Consider the following 20,740-nt stretch of genomic DNA (forward strand, 5'->3'; position numbering starts at 1 on the left):
CCCGTCAGGCGCTGTTGCGCAGGGCGGCCGACCGCCGCGTCACCGGAACCACGTCCTCCGGGATGGTCCAGCCCTTGCCGGGGATGGCGTCCAGGAGGGTGCGGGTGTAGGCGTGCTGCGGGTTGCCGAACACCTCCTTCGCCGGGCCGATCTCGACGATGCGGCCCTTCTGCATGACCGCGATGGTGTCGCAGATCTGGGCGGCGATTCGCAGGTCGTGGGTGATGAACAGCATCGACAGGTTCAGCCGGTGCCGCAGATCCTCCAGCAGGTCGAGCACCTGCGCCTGCACCGACACGTCGAGCGCCGACACCGGCTCGTCGGCGATCAGCAGCTTCGGCTCCAGCGCCAGGGCGCGGGCGATCGAGATGCGCTGGCGCTGCCCGCCGGAGAACTCGTGCGGGAAGCGCTCCGCCGCCGAGGCGTCGAGCCCGACGAGCTTCAGCAGCGCCTTCGCCTTGTCGAGCGCCTTGTGGCGGTCCTCGCCGAAGGCCACCGGCCCCTGGGTGATGATGTCGCCCACGGTGTGGCGCGGGTTCAGCGAGGCGTAGGGGTCCTGGAAGACCATCTGCACGTGCCGCCGGTAAGGCCGGAAGGCCGGGCGCGACAGCGACAGCAGATCGACGCCCTCGAACAGGATCTTGCCCGAATCCGGCTTGATCAGCCCGACGATGGAGCGGCCGAGCGTCGATTTGCCGGAGCCGGACTCGCCGACCAGACCGACCGTCTCGCCCTGGTGGATGGTCAGCGACAGGTCGTCGCCCGCCACCACCTTGCGCCCCGGCGTGAAGAAGCCGCCGCCGAGGTGGAAGGTCTTGCACACCTTCTCCGCCGTCAGCACCGGCTGGCGCGCGCGGGTGAAGTCCTCGCGGTGCTCAATCAGGTGCGGGACGGCGGCGATGAGCTGGCGGGTGTAGGGATGCTGCGGCCGGTTCAAGACCTCCTCGGCGGTGCCGATCTCGACGATCTGGCCGCGCTGCATCACCGCCACGCGGTGGGCGATCTCCGCCACCACGCCGAAGTCGTGGGTGATGAACATCACGCCCATGCGGCGCTTGGCCTGGATGTCCTGGATCAGCTCCAGGATCTGCTTCTGGGTGGTGACGTCGAGCGCGGTCGTCGGCTCGTCGGCGATCAGGATGTCCGGCTCCACCGCCAGCGCCATGGCGATCATCACGCGCTGGCGCTGGCCGCCCGACAGGCGGAACGGGTAGCTGCGGCGCAGATGGTCCGGCTCCGGCAGGCCGACGGAGGCGAGAAGCTCCACCACGCGCGCCCGGCGGGCGGCGCGGTCGAGCGTGGTGTGGTAGCGCAGGACCTCGTCGATCTGGTCGCCGACCCGCATCAGCGGGTTCAGCGCCGTCATCGGCTCCTGGAAGATCATGGCGATGCGGCCGCCGCGAAGCGCGCGCTGGTCGCGCTCCGGCAGGCTGAACACGTTGGTGCCCTGGTGACGGATCTCGCCGGAGGAGACTTTCACCGCCTTGGGCAGCAGGCCCAGCACGGCGTGCGCGGTCATCGACTTGCCCGACCCGGACTCGCCGACCACGCAGAGGATTTCCCCGGGCTCCAGCGTGAAGGTCAGGTCCTGGACCGCGTGCGGCCGGTCGGCGCCGCGCGGCAGGTCGATGGTCAGGTTGCGGACGTCGAGGAGAGGCGTCTCGGTCATCAGGAACGGCCCTTTCGCGCCAGCTTGGGATTCAGCGCGTCGTTCAGCCCTTCACCCACGAGGTTGAGGGCAAGCACGGTCAGAAGGATCGCGATGCCGGGGAAGAAGCTCATCCACCAGGCCTGACGGATCACGGTGCGGGCCGCGCCCACCATGTAGCCCCAGCTCATCAGGTTCGGATCGCCGAGCCCGAGGAAGGAGAGGGAGCTTTCCAGCAGGATCGCCGTCGCCACCATCAGCGAGGCCGACACGATGATCGGGGACAGGCTGTTGGGCAGGATCTGGCGCCAGATGATCGTCATGTTCGACTGGCCGGTGGTCACCGCGGCGTGCACGAACTCGCGGCTCCGCAGGCTCATGAACTCGCCGCGCGCCAGCCGCGCCAGCGGCGGCCAGGAGACGATGGCGATGGCCAGCACGATGGAGGTCAGCGACGGCGTGAAGATCGCCACCAGCACCACGGCCAGGACGAAGTTCGGGATGGTCTGGAACAGCTCGGTGAAGCGCATCACCAGATCGTCGACGCGTCCGCCGTAGAAGCCGGAGACGGCCCCCAGGAACACGCCGATCAGCACGGCGACGGCGGTCGAGGTCAGCCCGATCAGCAGCGACACCCGCGCCCCGTGGGCGATGCCCGCCGCGATGTCGCGGCCCAGCGTGTCGGAGCCGAGCAGAGCGTCCTCCGACAGCGGCGGCTGGAAGGGCATCGCGGTCATGTCCCACGGGCTGGCCGGGTAGAGCACATCGGCGAAGGCCGCCATCAGGATGACCAGGGTCAGGAAGGCCAGCCCGATCACCGCGCCCTTGTTGCGGGCGAAGGCGCTCCAGAAGCCGGACCCCTTGCGGGCGGGGGTGATGGCCGCGGCGGTCATGGCGCCACCTCGATGCGCGGATCGACGAGGGAATAGATCAGGTCGGTCAGCAGGTTGAACACCACCACCACCACCGAGGTCAGAAGGAAGATGCCCAGAAGGACCTGATAGTCGCGCTGCAACACGGCCTCGAAGGCGAGGCGCCCGATGCCGGGGAGCGCGAAGACGGTCTCGATCAGGATGGAGCCGCCGATCAGGTGCCCCGCCTGGAACCCCGCAACGGTGATGACGGGCAGGATGGCGTTGCGCAGGATGTGCACCGACACGATGCGCCATTCCGGCAGGCCCTTGGCCCGCGCCGTCTTGACGAAGTCCATGTCGCGCACCTCCAGGATCGAGGCGCGGGTCAGCCGGGTGTAGACGGCCATGTAGAAGAGGCCGAGCGTGGTCACCGGCAGCACGAGGTGCTTCGCCCGGTCGAGGAAGGCGTCCCAGCCGGTGTAGCCGGCGCCGATGCTCTCCGTGCCGAAGGCGGGCAGCCAGCCGAGATTGACCGAGAAGAGAAGGATCAGCATCAGGCCGATCCAGAAGATCGGCGTCGCGTAGGCGGTCAGGCCGACCACGGTGATGGCGGTGTCCGACCAGGTGCCGGCGCGCATCGCCGCCAGCGTGCCGAGCGCCACGCCGCCCAGCAGGGCCAGCACGAAGGCGGTCAGCGTCAGCGACAGGGTGACGGGCAGGCGGTCCATCAGCAGGTCGAAGACGGGACGCTGCTGGCGGTAGGAATAGCCGAGGTCGGCCTGCACCACCTTGGACATGTAGGTGCCGAGCTGCTCGTACAGGGGGCGGTCGAGGCCGAACTGCTGGCGGAGCTGTTCGACGAACTTGGCATCGGCGGCCCCGGCCTCGCCCGCCATCACCGCGGCGGGGTCGCCGGGCGCTGCGTGGACCAGGAAGAAGTTGAACACGGCGATCGCCAGAATGACGAAGACCGCCTTCACCAGCCTCTGTGAGATGAATAGGGCGATGCGGGGCATGTTGTCACTCCCGGGATGCGTTTTGCCCCCTCCCTAACCCTCCCCCGCTTCGCAGGGAAGGGAAGGGGCCCACGCGCAGCGTGGGAAGGGTGGGGGGCAACCGCTCCCTTTTCTTACTTCTTGACCATGTAGACGCTGTCGTAGCTCTCGTTCACGCCGATGGCGGTCGTGACGGCGTTCTTGAAGCGCTTGTCCACGAAGGTCGGGAATTCCATCTCCAGCAGCCAGGCCACCGGCACGTCCTCGACCAGGATCTTCTGGGCGGCGGAGTAGAGCTGCTGGCGCTCCTCGTCCTTGTTGGTCTGGGCGGCCTGGGCGAACAGCTTGTCCACCTCGGGGTTGGCGTAGCCCATGGTGTTGGAGAACATCACGCCCTTGCGGATGTTTTCCGACACGTAGGTGCGCGACACGCCGAGCGCCGGGTCGCCGTACTGGTAGACGAAGTTGAAGGTCAGGTCGTAGTCCCAGTTGGACACGCGGTTGACCCAGCCGGCGGCGTCGGTGGTCTCCAGCGTCACGTCGACGCCGACGCGCTTCATCGCCTGCTTCACATACTCGCCGAGGCGGGTCCAGGTCTCGCCATAGGGCATGACGAGCAGGCGGACCTTGGCGCGCGTGCCGTCGGAGCCCTTCTTGAGGCCGGCCTCCTCAAGCAGCGCCTCGGCCTTCTTCGGGTCGAAGTCGTACTTCCGGACGTTGGACTCGTGGAAGCGGGTGACCGAGTTCACCGGGCCGGTCGCCGGACGGCCGAGGCCGAACCAGATCTTGTCGCGGATGAACTTGCGGTCGATGGCGTGCATCATCGCCTGCCGGAAGCGCTTGTCGTCCAGCGGCTTGTTGCGCGTGTTGATCTCGATCCAGGACAGCGGCGCGAAGAACTCGTAGCCCTTGGTCGTCATCTCGACGTTGGGCAGGCCCTTCAGGCGCGGGACGTCGAAGGTCTCGATGTCGTTGAACTGGGTCTGCTGGACGGTGCCCTGCTCCACGGCGACGGCGCGCGAGGCGGCGTCGGGGATCACGCGGAAATAGATGTCGTCCAGATAGGGCTTGCCGGCCTTCCAATACTCGTCGTTGCGGACGAGGTGGATGTAGGAGCCCTTGTTCCACTCCTTGAACTTGAAGGGGCCGGTGCCGATCGGGGTGGCGTTGGCCGGGTTGGCCTTGAAGTCGGTGCCTTCATAGATGTGCTTCGGCATCATCGGGGCCGACGACACCTCGAAGGCCTGAAGGAACGGGCCGAACGGCTCCTTCAGCGTGAACTGGACGGTGTAGTCGTCCAGCGCCTCGATCTTCTCGCACTTGGAGAAGGTGGCGCGGGCGCGCGGGTGGGTCTCCATCAGCAGCTTGGAGGTGGAGAAGACCACGTCGTGGGCGGTGAAGGGCTTGCCGTCGTGCCACTTGGCGTTCTTCACCAGCTTGAAGGTGTAGACCTTGCCATCGGGCGAGACTTCCCAGCTTTCCGCCAGTTCCGGCTGCGGCTTCAGGTCGAAGCTGAAGGTCAGCAGGCCCTGGTAGATCTTGCCGGCGACCGTCTGCGTCGGACCCTGCTGGTTGAGGCCCAGCACCAGGATCGGCGGTTCCGGCTGGACGATGATGTTCATCGTGCCGCCGCGCTCCTGCGCCGCGGCCACGCCGGGCACGGTCAGCGCCAGCGGCGCCGCCAGGGCGGCGGCCAGCGCCGCGGCGGTCAGGGTTTGACGAAAGTGACGCAAACGATTGCTCATGTCTGAAGCCCCCTTATTGTTGATTCTCGTCACGCGACCGTTATGGATCGATGGGTTCCAGGCCGCACCAGTCGGCCATGAACAGGGCGAGCACGGCGGTCACCTTCGCCACGCTGTCGAGCGAGACGGACTCGTCGATGCCGTGGATGCGCTCCGCCTCCGGGCCGTAGCAGGTGGCCGGCGTGTCGCCGTAGAGCAGGAAGTTGCGGACGTCGGTGGTGCAGGTCTGGGCCAGCTTCGGCGCCGGGGTCCCGAAGATCGACCGATGGGCGGCGTCCAGCGCCTCCAGCATCGGGTGATCGGGGTCCAGCGTGCAGCCCTCCGCCTGGAAGCCGCGGAAGATGACGCGGGCGTCGATTCCCTTGAGGTCGGAGTCGCCGCGGCAGGCCTCGGCCACCGCGCGCTCGATCTCGGCGCTGACCTCGGCGGCGGCGCGGCCGGGCGGGAAGCCGAAGCGCAGTTCCATCCGGCAGCGGGTGGGGACGGAGGACGCCCATTCGCCGCCCTCGATGTGCCCGACGTTCAGGTTGTAGGGGTGGTGATGGTGCGCGTAGGCGGGATGCCGCCCGTCGGGGTGGTTCCAGGCCGACTCCAGCGCCTTCAGATGCTTGAGCACGCGGAAGGCCGCCTCGATGGCGTTCAGCCCGGCGCCGGTGTCCAGCACATGGGCGGGGCGGCCGGTCACCTCCAGCTCGCAGCGGATCACGCCGACCTGGGCGATCTGGAGCGTGTGGTTGAAGGGTTCCGGAATCACCGCGGCGTCGGCCTTGTAGCCGCGGGCGACGCAGGCGAGCGCGCCGTTGCCGGTGCATTCCTCCTCGACCACCGACTGAAGATAGACCGGGGCGGCGGGCTGGACGCCCAGGCTTTGCAGCGCCTTGAAGGCCATGACGTAGGCGGCGATGCCCGCCTTCATGTCGCCGGCGCCGCGCCCGTAGAGGCGGCCGTCGCGGACGACCGGCTCGAAGGGCGGGGCGGACCACAGCTCCTCCGGCCCGGTCGGCACCACGTCGATGTGGCCGTTCAAAATCAGCGACTTGCCGGTCGCCCGCCGGGGTTTGTGGACGCCGACGACGTTCTCGCGGCCCTCGTAGGAGATCAGCGAGGGGGACCAGCCGGGCTGGGCCTTCAGCGCCTCCTCGTCGATGGCGAAGCGGTCCACCTCCAGGCCCATGTCCCGGAAGATCCGTTCCATCAGATCCTGCGCCGGGCCTTCCTGCCCCAGCAGGCTGGGGCTCCGGACCAGATCGGACAGCAGGCTCACTCCATCCTCGCGCAGCGTCGCGACCGCGCCCAGGATCGCATCCCGGTCCACGGCTGCAATGCTCCGCTCACCCTCGTGGGATGCGGGCATGACGACTCCGTTCTTACCACTCCGCCGCGCAGTCGTCCGTGTGTGTCGGTAAATCTCCGGAAAGAAACTGTGGCGATTTCGACTTTCGGACTATGACCCTGGTTTTGCCTGGTTGGGCGAAGCCGGGGATCGACCGCTGACGACTGGCGTATTACAATTCAGCTTCTCATCGTCCGCCAAATCGATAATCCTCATTGCCGACATAAGCAGGATTTATGGCGATGGGTTTTCCTCCGATGACGGCGCGCGATCTGGAACGGCTGGGCCACCAGCTCGACTGGAACCTGCTGCGCACCTTCATGGTGATCGTGCAGGAGCAGGGGCTGACCCGCGCGGCGCAGCGTCTCGGGCTGACCCAGCCGGCGGTGTCCCAGGCCCTGAAGCGGCTGGAGGACCAGATGGGCCGCAGCCTGATCGAGCGCGGGCAGGGCCGCTTCCGCGTGACCGAGGCCGGCGAGATCATCTACGCCGAGGTTCTGGAGATCTACGGCAACATCTCCCGCTTCGCCGTCCTGATGCGCGACATCCGCGAGGAGATTTCCGGCCACATCCGAATCCTGCTGGCCAGCCGAATCCAGTCGCTGCTGTTCGACGCCCTGCTGGAGCGCTTCCACGCCACCCACCCGCAGGTGACCTTCCGGCTGGACGTGATGGCGAGCGCGGACGTTCACATGGCGATCCAGCAGAAGACCGGCTCGCTCGGTCTCTGCCTGATGCGGGAGCCGCCGCCGCTGGTCGAGCACGCGCTGTTCGCCCGCCAGATCTACCGCCTGTATTGCGGGCCGCGGCACCATCTGTTCGGCCGCACCGGCCTGACGCTGGGCGATCTGCGCAGCGAGGGGTTTGTCTCCTTCACCTCGGACCAGATCGGCGGGGTGCTGTCGCCGCTGGCCGTCTTCCGCGCGCAGGAAGGGATCGAGAGCCGGATCGTCGGCGCCTCGGTCAATCTGGATGAGGTGCGGCGCATGATCTCCGTCGGGCTGGGCATCGGGCCGCTGCCCCGGCATGTGGCGGAGCGCGACGTGCGCGACGGCCTGCTCTGGCCGCTGCCGCCGGAGGAGGGGGTGGCGCCGGTGGACATCCATCTGCTGTGGAATCCCGCCGCCAAGATGAACCGGGCGGAGCGGGCCTTCATCGAGCATTGCCGCGCCGCCATCGCCGGCATCCCGCTCGACCTGCGTTTCGACCCGGCGGCGGTGAGCGAGTGGATCGACCGCCAGTTCGGCGGCGCGTGAGCGCCGTCAGGCGGCGCCATTCGGCCCGCCGCGATCACCGTGCCCGCGTCTTCAGCGTCATCAGATAGGCCACGATGTCGTCCGTTTCGTCGGGTGTGAGGCGGATGTTGGGCATAACCGGGTGCGAACTGCGCAGGTAGCTGCGCAACGCCATTTCGGTCACTCCCGGATCGGACAGCCGTTCAGTCAGGTCGGGCGCTTCGACGCCTTCGTCCGTCGCGGACGGCTTGGCTGTCCGTCCCGCCGATACGTGATGGCATTCCCCGCAGATCTCCTCGGCCAGCCGGCGGCCGTATTCGACGCTTCCAAGCCCATCCGGGTTGGTTTGCGCCGCGAGCGGGCAGGGCGGAACCGTCAACGTCAGGGCGACGAGCAGGATGCTGGCCCGCATGGCGGCGCCTCCTTCCGGTCATGCCGGGATCATCAGAGAACGCTAATAATTTTCCAGAGTAGGGCGGCCCACCTCCGCCTGTCCATTCCTCGGACGGGATAGGACAGAGTTCGCAAGCAAAGATTTCCGCCACGCTGCCGCCACATTGATAAGCAAAAGAATCTCTTTTGGAAAACAGCGACTTCCCGGAGTCTTCGCAAAAGATACACGGAATCTCACAAAAATGCCCCGCCAGGAGCGGGCGCCTAATTGGTAGTAGATGCATATGCCAAAGGGCGAAAACGCCTGAGAACTCATACCAGAAGACAACATCTTAAGAGAGCATTGACATATGGCTAACCTGTACGGACCGAAGACGCTGACGGCCCCCGCTGGTGCGATCGTCATCGCACCGGGCGCCAACATCCAATCCATCGTCAATGGCGCTCCCGCTGGCGCGACCTTCTGGTTGCAGCCGGGCGAGTACCGTCTTCAGTCGATCACGCCCAAGGACAACCAGACCTTCATCGGGGCCGAGGGCGCCGTGCTGAACGGGTCGAAGCTGCTGACCGGCTTCACCCAGGACAGCGCCGGGCGCTGGGTCATCGGTGGGCAAACGCAGCAGGGCGAGCGCCGCGCGACGGATGAGGCGACGCCCGGCGCCATGCGCGCCGGCTATCCGGAGACCGTCTATGTCGACGACAAGCCGCTGACGCCCGTGGACGCGCTGTCGAAGCTGAAGGCGGGAACCTTCTACTTCGACTACAACGCCGACAAGATCTATCTGGGCGACAACCCGGCGGGACACAAGGTGGAGGCCGGGACGACCGCCCACGCCTTCGGCGGCACCGCGAAGGGCGTGACGGTCAAGAACCTCGTCATTGAGAAATACACCCCGCCGGCGCAGGAAGGCGCCATCCAGGGCGACGCCAACTGGACCATCCAGGACAACGAGCTGCGGCTGAACTACGCGGTCGGCGCCACGGCGCAGGACGGCAGCAAGTTCATCGGCAACTACGTCCACGACAACGGCGAGATGGGGCTCGGCGGCGCCGGCGCCAAGATCCTGGTCGAGGGCAACGAGATCGCGCGTAACGGCGCCTGGTCGGGCATCGACGTGTTCTGGGAGGGCGGCGGCACCAAGTTCGCCTACACCACCGATCTGGTGGTCCGCGGCAACTACTCCCACGACAACACCGGCTTCGGCCTGTGGACCGACATCGACAATGTCGGGACGCTGTACGAGAACAACGTGCTCGTGAACAACAGCGGCGGCGGCATCACCCACGAGATCAGCTACGACGCCATCATCCGCAACAATGTGATGGTCGGCAACGGCGCCAAGCCGCAGGCTGAGGGCTGGCTGTGGGGCGGGTCGATCCAGATCCAGAACTCCCAGAACGTCGAGGCCTACGGCAACAAGATCGACATCACCGGGGTCAAGGGCGCCAACAGCATCGTGATGATCCAGCAGGACCGCGGCGCCGGCGAGTTCGGGACCTGGAAAACGACCAACAACAAGATCCACGACAACATCATCGTCTCGAAGGACGGCAACGGCCAGTCGGGCGGCGTCGCCGATTACGACGAAGCCGGCATGCTGAACGGCGGCAACACGTGGGACAACAACACCTACTACATGCCGGACGGTGACCGCTGGCGTTGGGGCGACTTTCCGGAGGGCGACAGCTGGTCCGCCTACATGAACGCGACCACGCAGGACGAGCATTCGACCCTGTCCCAGGCCTACCCCTCGACCGCCGGCTGGACGACGGTCACCCCCACCGCCCCGCCGGCCCCCACCCCGACCGACACCACGCCGCCCACGGTCAAGGTGAGCATCGCCGACACCAGCGTGACCAAGGGTGAGGCGCCGCTCGTCACCTTCGCCTTCAGCGAGGCGGTGAAGGACTTCGCGCTGGCCGACACCACGGTGAAGGGCGGCACGCTGAGCGGCTTCAAGACGGTGGACGCCTCCACCTACACCGCCGTCTTCACACCCTCGACCAACACGAAGATCACCGACGCCAACGTCGCGGTGAAGGCCGGCAGCTACACCGACCTCGCCGGCAACGCGGGCAAGGCTGGGGCCTCCGCCGGCTTCGCGGTGGACACCACGACCACTGTTCCGACGACCCCCACGGCCAGCGTCACGACGATCAAGGTCAACGCCTCCGGCGCCGCCGCGGGCGGGGTGAACGCGCATTTCAAGGTGCTGGTGGACGGCAAGGCCATCGGCGACGCCACGGTCGGCACGGCGGCGAAGGACTACAACTTCACCACCACGCTGACCGCCGGGCAGCCGCACAAGGTGCAGATCCAGTATGACAACGACGGCTTCGTGAACGGGCAGGACCGCAACCTGTTCGTCAACAAGATCACCATCAACGGCACCGCCCACAACCCGACCGACAGCATCGTCAGCTACGACAAGGGTGCGCTCGACGGCAAGGATGTGGTCAAGGGCCAGTCGTCGATGTGGTGGGGCGGCACGCTGGTCGTCGATGCCCCGGCCAAGGAGTTCCCCGCGGGCGGCTCGCTGCCGCAGAGCGGTCCCAGCACGACGACGATCACCGTCAACGCTTCCGGCGCCGCCGCGGGCGGGGTGAACGCCCATTTCAACCTGCTGGTCGATGGCCAGAAGGTCGGCGAGGGCGTGGCCGGCACCGCGGCCAAGGACTACAGCTTCACCACCAGCCTGAGCGCCGATCAGGCGCACAAGGTGCAGATCCAGTACGACAACGACGCCGTGGTGAACGGGCAGGATCGCAGCCTGTTCGTCAACAAGGTCACGATCAACGGCAAGTCCGTCCTGCCCACCGACGGCGTCGTCACCTACGACAAGGGCGCGCTGGACGGCAAGGACGTGGTCAAGGGCCAGTCCGGGATGTGGTGGAACGGCACGCTGGTGGTGGACGCGGACAAGAGCTTCTTCCCCTCGGCCACCCCGGTCGGAGAGGCCACGGCGCTGGCGCTCGACGCCGGGACGGACAGCGTGTGGAGCCACGTCGCGGCCCAGCAGGCGGCGGCCGCTCCGGTTGCCGTGGCCGATGCGGTGGCGAACAGCTTGTACGCGGCCATGCCGGTCGAGGCCGGCTATGACCCGCTGTTCGACCACGCCGACCCGTCGCTGCTGAGCCACGCGGCGTAACGCGGCTTCGGCCGGCTGGTGAAAAATGGGGCGGTCCGTCGACAGGACCGCCCCTTTGTTTGCTGAGCGCTGCGGGGGCAGCAGCCAGATAATCGGCAGATCCGAACGCTGCGTTCCATCCTTCTCGTCGTGATAGAGCCGACACGGTTCCGCCTCATCGAGACGGCGGTCCAAATGAACCTTGCCCCCATGCCTTCCAACATGGGATCGGCCGCGCCTCATTGGGACTATTCACTTGCCGTTGGTGTTACACATCGTCCCGATGTGTCTCTGACGGGTAAGCGCATCATTATCATTCAATCTAGCTACGTGTCCTAGAAAGGGCGCTTTGATATCATCTCCTCGATAGACGGATTTTCCCTGTTCGACTGCGTGTCGTTCGCCCGGTGCGGCTGGCGCAACCGCATCAGGACGGCCCGGGGTGTGCAATGACTGACACCCCCGACCGAGACCAAGGAACGCTATCAACAGGCCATCCAGGAAACACGGATCGCCGGGTCCCAGGCGGGCGAGCGGTGGAGGGCGATCACCCGTGCCCTTCATTTCGCCGCGCTCGCTCCCCGACCCATGGCGTTCTGCGGCGAGTCCGAGCGCGAGGTGATGCTGATGAGCGACATGAAGATTGGCTTCAACCGCCCCAAGTTAACCGGTAACGAACTGGAATACATCCGCCAGTCCCTGGAGCAGGCGCACCTTTCCGGAGACGGTGCGTTCACCAAACGCTGTCACGCGTGGCTGGAACGGCGGCTTGGGGCACCGCAGGCCTTGCTGACCCATTCCTGCACGGCAGCGCTGGAGATGGCCGCCCTTCTGACCAACGTCGGTCCGGGGGATGAGGTCATCATGCCCTCCTACACCTTCGTGTCCACCGCGAACGCCTTCGTGCTGCGCGGGGCGGTGCCTGTCTTCGTGGACATTCGGCCGGACACGCTGAACATCGACGAGCGCCTGATCGAGGCGGCGATCACGCCCCGCACCCGCGCGATCTGCGTGGTGCATTACGCCGGCGTCGCCTGCGACATGGACGCGATCTGCGCCATCGCCGCCCGGCATGGCCTGGCGGTGATCGAGGATGCCGCGCAGGCGCTAATGTCCGCGTACCGCGGCCGTCCGCTCGGCACCTTCGGCGCCTTGTCGGCCTTCTCCTTCCACGAAACCAAGAATCTGATCTCCGGCGAGGGAGGCGCCCTGGTCGTCAACGATCCGGATTTGATCACCCGCGCCGAAATCATCCGCGAGAAGGGCACAAACCGCACGCGCTTCCTCCGTGGCGAGGTCAACAAGTACAGCTGGGTGGACGTCGGTTCGTCCTATCTTCCCTCTGACATGCTGGCGGCGTTTCTTCTCGCTCAGTTCGAGAATGCCGAGCGGCTGGACGAGGAGCGCCATGCCTTGTGGAACGCCTACCACGAGGCTCTGGCACCGCTGGAGGAACGCGGCCTGTTGCGCCGTCCGGTGATCCCGGCCGAGTGTCGGCACAATGCGCATCTGTATTACGTCCTGGCGCGCACAGCCGATGAACGCAATGCGTTGATCGCCCACCTGCGAACGACCGGTATTCAGGCGCCGTTTCATTACGTGCCGCTGCACACCGCACCGGCAGGACGGCGTTATTCGCGCGCCGCGGGGGAATTGCCGGTTACGACCGATCTCTCCGCAAGGCTGCTGCGTCTTCCGATGTGGTACGGGCTGGGTGCTGGAGCCGGGCAAGTGGTCGAAGCCGTGCAGGACTTCTTCCGTACGGCCCATTCGAGGGCGGCGGCAACGACAGGCTATGCTGCCTCAAAGGTGTTGGCTCGTCATTCGGCTTGGGTGCGAAGCGCATCCGGCGAGGTTTTGCCAGCGCCACCCGCAACGCCACCCGCAACGCCACATGGGACGCCACCGGCATGACCCTCTCGATCAATGTGTTCGCGTTGATCGAGAGGGTTTCCACGGTTGGAAAATGATGGAAGCGATCATTCTCCAACCGCATCAATCGTCCCGGCATTGGCCATTCCCAATGCTTGCTCTCATGCCGGCGCCGGCGTGTAGAGGTCGGGGGTGATGCGGCAGCTCGCGAAATCCTGGGCGCGCGCGTGGGCGGCACGGCTCATGGCGCGCAGGCGCGGACGGTCCCGGTCCAGGGTCACGATGGCGTCGGCCAGCCCGTCGATCACCTCCGCCGCCGCGCGCCCGCGGCAGGGAATGGCGAAGCCGCAGGAGGAATCGATCATGATTCCCGAGCCGCCGAGATCGAGGCAGATCACCGGCTGCGCGTTGGCCAGCGCCTCCATGATGACGTTGGCGGCGGAGTCGTGCAGGCTGGGGAACAGAAGCGCGTCGGAGCTTCGCAGCACCTCCATATAGTCGGGCTGCGACAGCCATTCGACGAAATCGACATGTTCGGCGATGCCCAGCCGGTCGGCGAGAGTCTTCCACTCCTCCGACTGCGGACCGCTGCCGATCATCTGAAGGTGTGCCCGCGCCCCCTTCTCCAGCGCCCTGGCCAGCGCGGCCAGCGCGTAGTAGCCACCCTTCCAGTAGAGGAAGCGGCCCGAGAAGCGCAGCTTCAGCGGCGCTCCGGCATCGCCGCCGGTTTGGGCCTTCATCGGCACGAAGCGTTCAGGCGGGAGGGAGCAGCCGAAATGCTGGCGCGCCTTGTGGCGGTCCCCGGCGGGCAGGACGTGGCGGCTCTCATGGGTCTTCACATAGATCAGGTTGTAGCGCCGGTAGGTCAGGCGGAGGAAGGGGTCGATGCGCGTCATGGCGATGGCGGCGTCGCGGACCAGCTCCGTCACGATGGCCTTCCAGCCCAGCGGTCGGATCAGCGGCCAGGGTGCCCGCTCCCCGCCGCCGACCGGGCCGATCACCGACAGGGGCGCCAGCCCGCCGCAGAAGGCGGGAAAACGGATTCCGCCGATGGTCACGTTGTGGATGATGTCGAAGGGCTGCCGGCGCACCAGCTCCTTCACCACCGCCCGGCAGCGCCATTGCCACGCGATGTAGGAGAGCTGGAACCGCGTCTTGCTGTCGTGGTGCGCCATGGTGTCGGGGCGGTCGATGAACACGAAGTCGTCGGGTTCGAAGGCGGTTTCGCCGCGTTCGATCTTGTCCAGGATCTTCGGGCGCAGGCGCCCCTGCGTCACCACCGTCACGCGGCAGCCCGAGCGCTTCAGCCCCTCGCCCCAGTTCCAGCCGTTGGCGGATTCCGACCCGCTGTCCGGCTCGCAGGCGAAGGCCACCAGAAGAACCGACTTTCCGGAGTTGGCGGATTCGCCGGTGAACGGCACGCTCATCGTTCATCCTCCCTCTATCAATGCGGCAGCGGGGACCGGTTTTCGAGTTCGTTGCGGTAGATCAGGCCGGCGGCGATGCCGACCCCGAACAGGACCCAGAACCAGATGCCCAGCATCGGCCCCTCCAGCGTCACATCGAAGGAGGCGTTGATGACGATGGACAACCAGTAGCAGAAGAGGAAGACGAACAGCCGCGCCCAGGCGCGGTCGCCGTTGCGGCGGGCCAGCAGGAAGGCGCGCATCATGAAGACCGACCAGCTTCCCAGCAGCGCCGCCCACAGGGCGAAGCCGGGCACCCCGGCGCGGGCGAGGATCGTCATGTGGGCGTTGTGCGGGCTGCGCAGCACCTGCCCGTCCTCGGCATCCACCACCTGGAACCCGTCATCGTCGGCCAGATTGATGCCGAAGCCCTTGCCGTCCCAGAAATGGTCGCCCTGCACGGTGTAGCCGATGATCTTGTCCCACCACATGATGCGCCACTGCTTGGTGCCGTCGAGCGTGGCGGTGTCGGTGGTGCCCAGGATGCTCATCACGTTGGTGACGAGCTGGTCGACCGACAGCTTCCGCGACGAGACCTCGATCTCCAGGTTCAGGACCAGCGCCACGATGACGGTGACCCCGGCGATGCCGAGCAGTGGGGCGAGCTGCCGGCTGCGCGGCACCAGGGCCAGCGCGATGGCCAGCGGCACGACGATGGCGAGCATCCCGCCGCGGCTGTGCGCGGCGACCAGCGCCATGCCGAACACCAGCATCGCCAGTTGCAGCGGGTTGAGGCGGCGGAAGCCCAGCAGAACGAACAGGGCGACGCCCGCGAAATGCACGCCGACCTCGCCCGGCCGCAGGCTGATGAAGGGGACGCCGTAGCGCGGCCAGGTCGGAATCTGCGCGTTCAGAAGCTGGAACAGCGGGTAGACGACCGGCATGACCGTGACGAAGAACACCGCGAAGCCGCCATAGGCCAGCACGAGGCGGCGCAGCCGATCCGGCTCGTCGTAGAGCAGGGCGATGACGACGAAGGCGAGCAGCCCGTACATCACGATCACGCTGTCGCGCAGCGCGTCGAAGCTGTAGGTGCCGAAATAGGGCAGCGTGCGCGCCAGCACCCAGACGATCAGGATCGCCAGCAACGTTCCCGGCAGGCTGGAGACCGTGGCGAAGACCCCGCCGGTGCGCAGCATGACCAGCAAGCCGGAGAGCAGCAGAACCTCCCCGATGAACAGCGGCGGCGCCCCGATGTAGGCGAAGCCGCGCCCGGCCAGGGAATAGCCCAGCAGGACGAGCATCAGGAAGGTCAGGTAGTGGTCCGCCACGCGGGTCCGGCTGCGCTTCGGCGTGGCGAGGACGGCGCTCATGACGGGCGTCCGTAGGCGGCGGCGCGCAGCCGGGCGGCGATCCGCCCCCAGTCGCCGATCACCACCACCATGCGGTGGGCGTTGGCCGCCATGCTCTGCCAGGAACCCGGACCGGTGCGCTCGGCCCGCGCCAGCGCGTCGGCCACCGCCTCCGCCGTCAGGGCGGACACGCCGAAGCCGGCGCCGTGGCCCTCCACATAGGGGACGAGGCCGGTCTCCCGCGTCACGATCAGCGGCAGGCCGGACAGGGCGGCCTCCAGGCAGCCGGTGGGCATCACGTCGAAGCGGGAGGTCAGGACGAAGTAATGCCAGCCCGCCATCATCGCCGCCTTCTCCGCCCCGAAGACCGGGCCGTGGATGCGGATGTGGGTGCCGAGGCCATGGGCGTTCGCACGCCGCTCCAGCTCGGTGCGGGCGGGGCCGGACCCGGCCAGCTCCAGCACCCCGCGCCCGCCGGCCCGGCGGTAGGCGGCAAAGCCGTCGATCAGCAGGTCCACGCCCTTGTGCTCGATCTCGTAGCGCGCGCAATAGCCGAAGGTCGGCCGGCCGCCGTACGGCGCGGCCCTCGGGATCGGGGCGGGAAGGGCGCCGCGCCGCGCCGACCAGGCGGTGTTGGGCAGCAGGCGGACAGCGGCGCCGGGCGCGACCCGGCGGACGATGGCGGCCTCCTCCTCGGTGATGGCGTGGACGAAGCGGGCGCGGGCGAAGGCCGGGCCATCGAAGACGCGCAACCACGCGGCGGGCAGAGGGCGGCGCACCCGGCCCGCGATGTCGTAGATGTGGGAGCACTGGCCGTGCAGCGTCACGCCATAGGCGACGCCGCGCCGGTGCAGCCCGCGGGCGAGCGCCGCGAACAGCGGCTTCACCGCGCCATGGATGTGCACCACCGTGTCCGGTCCGGCGCCGTCGAGCAGGCGGTCCAGCGTCGCGTCCGCAATGGTCAGCGACCGTCCGGACAGGCGCGGCCCGCCGAGGGGGAAGCGCTGCGCCGGGCAGTCCGCCGGGATGCCGGTCAGGGCGTCCGGATCGTCGGAGAACAGGCACAGCCGGGCGTCGTCGCCCATGGCCCGCTGCTCCGCGATCAGGTTGCGCACCACATTGTGCAGCCCGTTCGCCGAGGAGGGGTGGGCGATGGCCGGCTGGATCACGACGTGCCGGAGGTCGAGCGGGCGCAGCCGGGACTCTTCCATGGCAAATGCGGCGCTGCCGTCAGCGGGCGACATGGGCGGTCCTCGTCTTGGAAAGGTAGTGGTGGGCGGCGCCGACGCGCAGCAGGCTGGAGAACAGCAGGGCCATGCAGACCCCGGCGACCCCGTACATCGCCGCCAGCGGGCCGACCACCGCGAACACCGCCAGTGTCCCGGTGACGTTCACCACCAGCGCGAACTGGCTGCGCTGCACGCCGTAGAAGTAGGAGCAGACCATCTCCGCCAGATAGCCGGCCAGCGCCCCGATGGAGAGCAGGCGCAGCGGCCATTCCTGGTCGGCGTAGGGCGACATGGCGCCATAGACGATGTGCAGCATCTGGTCGGGGAACAGCAGGCCGAGGCTGTAATAGACCAGCAGCGGCGCCGCCCCGATGACGACGTAGCCGCGGATCGCCAGCCACGCCTGCTCGTCGGGATGCAGCCCCCCCGCTTCCGTGTGCAGGGTGCTGCGCCCGCGTGCCGCGATCTGGGGGACGAGGTTGCCCATGCCAATGATGATCGGGTTGGCGATGTTCACCAGATTGACCACGGCCTGGAACGCCGCGGTCGACGCCATGCCGTCCATCGCCGCCATCAGCCAGACGAGGCTCTGCACCCGCAGCATCAGGAACAGGTTGTTGGCGAGCGCCCAATGGCCGATCGACCAGAAGCGGCGGACCACCGCCGGCAAATCCGACAGGCCGTCGAAGCGCGGGCGCAGGATCGCGAAATGGACCACCGCCCCGGCCAGCGCCGGACCGGTCATGGCGATGAACACCCGTTCCAGCGTCAGGTGACCGCCCAGCGCCATCAGGTTCAGAACGGCGATCTGGCCCAGATAGGTGACGCTGTCGCCCCACAGCGCCTTGTCGTGCTTCAGCCCGGACATCAGCCCGCGCCGTCCGATCTCCTGCACCTGCCAGACGATGAAGTAGAGCACGGCGGGGCCGACCAGCTCCGGCATGCCGAGCCCATAGCCGACCAGCGCCACGATGCCGGACAGCGGCAGGATCGACCCGGCGGTCATCAGGACGGCGCGGCCCGCCAGGGTCCGGCGTTCGGCGCGGTCCAGCACCGCGCCCTCCACCGACAGCGGGTACTGGATCAGGCTGACATTGACGACCTGGAGCGCCAGCAGGACCGAGAGGAAGAAGACGAAGGTCCCGTATTCCTCCGACGGGAAGGTCCGGGCGAGCTGGATGTTGATGGCGAACATGCCCAGGCTGACCACGCCCTGGTCGGCGAGGGTCCAGAAGCTGCGCACCAACGAGGCTGGAAGCGACGCCGGGATCATTCTCATGCGCTGCCGACCCGCGTCGTCTCGGTGGGGGCGGGCAGGGGATGCCGGTCCTCATTGGCAGGCCGCGCGGCGGCGGGAGCGGTGCGCGGAACGTCGCGGTAGGCCCAGCGCAGATAGTCCGCGGTCAGCGCCATGCCGTCCTCGAAGGCGAAGCGCGGCTCGTAGCCGAGCAGGCGCCGCGCCTTGGTCAGGTCGATGAGCGCCCTGGCCTGATAGAGCGCCAGCTTCTGCGCGTCGGGCAGCCAGAGCTGGTTGCGGCTGGCCTTCTTCTTCAGGAAATAATGGACCATCACGAGGTGGCGAAGCCGCGGCGGCAGGCTGTCGAACCCGCCCTGGAGCAGCCGGCGGGCGGGGCGCCAGCGCACGATGATCTGGATGATCTTCTTGGGGTCCTGAAGCACCATGGCGATGTCGCGCCGCAGGCTCTTCATTTCCTTGCGGATGGCCTCGGCGGGCTGGAAGCGCAGGCTGTCGACGCCCAGCGCCTCCTGGAAGCGCCCGAAGACGGCGGCCCAGGGCGGGGCGTCGGGGCCGGAGATCACGAAGCGCTCGCCGATGGCCTGGGGGCTGCGGGTCGCCGCGATCATCGCGTCCACCAGATCGTCGATGTAGACGGCGTTGCACAGCCCGCCTTCCTGCGGCAGCACCACCGTTCCGCTCAGCAGCATCTCGGCGGGGGCGTTCGTCCAGGGCTTGCAGAAGGGGCCGTAGACGATGGAGGGCTGGAGCACCACCCCCGGCAGGCCGCGCTTGCGCGCCGCGTCGAGCACCATCGCCTCCAGGTCGAGCTTGTTCTGGACATAGCTCCAAGCCCGGTCGCCGTCGCGCGTCTCCTCCGACAGCGGGCCGTCGGGCAGCGGCTCGTAGACCGAGAAGGTGCTGAGATGGACGAAGCTCTTCACCCCGTTGGTGAGGCTGGCGTCGATCAGCGCGTTCATCCCGTCGATGTTCTGGCGGCGCGACCGCACGTCGTAGGCGCAGTGGAAGACCCAGTCGGCGCCGGCCACCGCCGTGCCGATGGCTTCGCGGTCCAGCAGGTCGGCGCGGATGATCTCCACCGGGAAGCGGGCCAGACGCACCGCCTGCGCGATGTCGCGGACGATGCAGCGGACCCTGGCGCCATACTCCAGGCACAGCCGCTCGACCAGCCGTCCGCCGATGAAGCCGGCGGCGCCCGTCACCACCACGGTGGGACCATCGGTGCGAAGGGCGGCAGCGGGGGCCGGACCGTCCACCCAGGGCAGGGCCAGCGGCTTGCGGCTGGCGTAGCAGCGCTCGATCAAGGCGGTGGAGGGCAGGGCCTCGCGCCCGCCGACGGTGGCCGGGCGTCCGTCGCGGATGGCGTCGGCGAAATCCTTCAGCTCCGCCTGGAACAGGTCGCCGAAGATCTGCGGCGGGATGTGGTTGGCCGAGAAGCCGTCATGGACGAAATCGAGGATCTGCGGCACGTCCGAAGCGATCTGGTTCTCGTAGAGATGGACCTCGACGCTGCCCTTGGTGCCGTAGACGCGGATGGTGTTGCGCAGGGCGCGGGTGCGGCTCAGCTCCAGCGTTCCGGTGGCGCCGGACGCCATGGTCAGGGACAGCCGGCAGTCGGATTCCAGCCCGCCGTAGCTGTCGTCGCTGTAGTCGACCTCCGCCGTCTCCCCGAACCACCACAGCAGCAGGTCCAGCGTGTGCGACCCGGTGTCGAGCAACACGCCGCCGCCCGCCCCGTCGCGGCGCAGCATGGCCGGCGAGCTGATGCCCCAGTTGTAGACGAAGCCCTCCCGCGCCTCGAAGCGCAGGACGCGACCGAGCTGGCCGGAATCCACCAGCGCCTTCAGCCAGCGGACGCCGTTGACGTAGCGGCGCATCAGACCGACCGCGAGCACGCGCCGGCGCTCCTCCGCGGTTCGCACCATTTGTTCGGCATCGGCCAGCGTGACGGCCAGCGGCTTTTCCATGAAGACGTGCTTCCCGGCCTCCAGCAGGCTCTGGCCGACCGGCGCGTGGAACATCGGCGGGGCCGCCACCAGCGCCGCGTCGAATTGGTCCGCCGCTTCCCGCCAGTCGGCCACGGCGACCGGGGCGCGGTTGCGGCCGAGCATGGCCTGCACCGCCTCCAGCCGTCCCGGCGTGGGATCGACGAGCACGCTCGGCCGCCAGCCCAGGCGGAGCAGCGCCGGCAACAGGTGATGGCTCACGATGCTGCCGCAGCCGATGATGGCGAGCCGCGGGAACTCGGCGTTGGTCATGGAATCCTCGCTTTTGGGATTGCCGTCGCGTGGG

14 protein-coding genes are annotated in these 20,740 nt (G+C 67.8%); 3 read left to right on the forward strand and 11 right to left on the reverse strand.

Features of this window, described 5'->3' with window-relative positions:
• Nucleotides 1–4: 4 nt before the first annotated feature.
• From D3869_RS22915 to D3869_RS22935, 5 genes are all read right to left on the reverse strand, one after another.
• Nucleotides 5–1,669: an ABC transporter ATP-binding protein gene (locus D3869_RS22915; RefSeq protein WP_137142140.1), complete on the reverse strand. Its 1,665-nt coding sequence runs from the start codon at nucleotides 1,667–1,669 to the stop codon at nucleotides 5–7.
• Nucleotides 1,669–2,541, reverse strand: a complete 873-nt coding sequence (locus D3869_RS22920; protein WP_137142141.1) for an ABC transporter permease — start codon at nucleotides 2,539–2,541, stop codon at nucleotides 1,669–1,671. Before D3869_RS22920 ends, D3869_RS22915 begins: the two co-directional genes overlap by 1 nt.
• A complete protein-coding gene (locus D3869_RS22925; RefSeq protein WP_014241864.1) occupies nucleotides 2,538–3,518 on the reverse strand; it encodes an ABC transporter permease in 981 nt (326 codons plus the stop codon). The genes D3869_RS22920 and D3869_RS22925 overlap by 4 nt, the downstream gene beginning before the upstream one ends.
• Nucleotides 3,519–3,631: 113 nt before the next feature.
• Nucleotides 3,632–5,242, reverse strand: coding sequence for an ABC transporter substrate-binding protein (locus D3869_RS22930; RefSeq protein ID WP_137142142.1), 1,611 nt, complete (start codon nucleotides 5,240–5,242; stop codon nucleotides 3,632–3,634).
• A gap of 40 nt (nucleotides 5,243–5,282) precedes the next feature.
• Nucleotides 5,283–6,596, reverse strand: coding sequence for a M20 family metallopeptidase (locus D3869_RS22935; protein WP_247895985.1), 1,314 nt, complete (start codon nucleotides 6,594–6,596; stop codon nucleotides 5,283–5,285).
• 221 nt (nucleotides 6,597–6,817) lie between these two features.
• Between D3869_RS22935 and D3869_RS22940 the strand changes: the two genes are divergently transcribed.
• Complete coding sequence (locus D3869_RS22940) at nucleotides 6,818–7,831, forward strand: LysR family transcriptional regulator (protein WP_432613431.1); 1,014 nt, start codon at nucleotides 6,818–6,820, stop codon at nucleotides 7,829–7,831.
• 34 nt (nucleotides 7,832–7,865) lie between these two features.
• On the opposite strand, the gene D3869_RS22945 is transcribed toward D3869_RS22940, so the two are convergent.
• Nucleotides 7,866–8,222, reverse strand: a complete 357-nt coding sequence (locus tag D3869_RS22945) for a c-type cytochrome (protein WP_137142143.1) — start codon at nucleotides 8,220–8,222, stop codon at nucleotides 7,866–7,868.
• Nucleotides 8,223–8,553: 331 nt separating this feature from the next.
• Between D3869_RS22945 and D3869_RS22950 the strand changes: the two genes are divergently transcribed.
• A complete protein-coding gene (locus tag D3869_RS22950) occupies nucleotides 8,554–11,352 on the forward strand; it encodes a carbohydrate-binding domain-containing protein (RefSeq protein WP_137142144.1) in 2,799 nt (932 codons plus the stop codon).
• A 606-nt stretch (nucleotides 11,353–11,958) separates the two neighbouring features.
• Entirely contained in the window at nucleotides 11,959–13,245 is a 1,287-nt protein-coding gene (rffA, locus tag D3869_RS22955) for a dTDP-4-amino-4,6-dideoxygalactose transaminase (RefSeq protein ID WP_247895986.1), read from the forward strand.
• A 119-nt stretch (nucleotides 13,246–13,364) separates the two neighbouring features.
• On the opposite strand, the gene D3869_RS22960 is transcribed toward rffA, so the two are convergent.
• From D3869_RS22960 to D3869_RS22980, 5 genes are read right to left on the reverse strand one after another with little or no spacing between them, the layout of a single operon-like run.
• Nucleotides 13,365–14,630 carry a glycosyltransferase family 4 protein gene (locus D3869_RS22960; protein ID WP_137142145.1) on the reverse strand — a complete coding sequence of 422 codons (1,266 nt, stop codon included), beginning with the start codon at nucleotides 14,628–14,630 and terminating at the stop codon, nucleotides 13,365–13,367.
• 17 nt (nucleotides 14,631–14,647) lie between these two features.
• Nucleotides 14,648–15,982 (reverse strand): O-antigen ligase family protein, encoded by a 1,335-nt coding sequence (locus D3869_RS22965; protein ID WP_137142146.1) that lies wholly within the window; start codon nucleotides 15,980–15,982, stop codon nucleotides 14,648–14,650.
• Nucleotides 15,979–17,205: a glycosyltransferase family 4 protein gene (locus D3869_RS22970; protein ID WP_137142147.1), complete on the reverse strand. Its 1,227-nt coding sequence runs from the start codon at nucleotides 17,203–17,205 to the stop codon at nucleotides 15,979–15,981. Before D3869_RS22970 ends, D3869_RS22965 begins: the two co-directional genes overlap by 4 nt.
• On the reverse strand, nucleotides 17,192–18,469 hold the full coding sequence (locus D3869_RS22975) for a lipopolysaccharide biosynthesis protein (RefSeq protein WP_247895987.1): 1,278 nt from the start codon (nucleotides 18,467–18,469) through the stop codon (nucleotides 17,192–17,194). The genes D3869_RS22970 and D3869_RS22975 overlap by 14 nt, the downstream gene beginning before the upstream one ends.
• Complete coding sequence (locus tag D3869_RS22980; protein ID WP_137142148.1) at nucleotides 18,466–20,706, reverse strand: NAD-dependent epimerase/dehydratase family protein; 2,241 nt, start codon at nucleotides 20,704–20,706, stop codon at nucleotides 18,466–18,468. Before D3869_RS22980 ends, D3869_RS22975 begins: the two co-directional genes overlap by 4 nt.
• Nucleotides 20,707–20,740: the final 34 nt, after the last annotated feature.

Source organism: Azospirillum brasilense, assembly GCF_005222205.1.
Lineage (GTDB): Bacteria > Pseudomonadota > Alphaproteobacteria > Azospirillales > Azospirillaceae > Azospirillum > Azospirillum brasilense_G.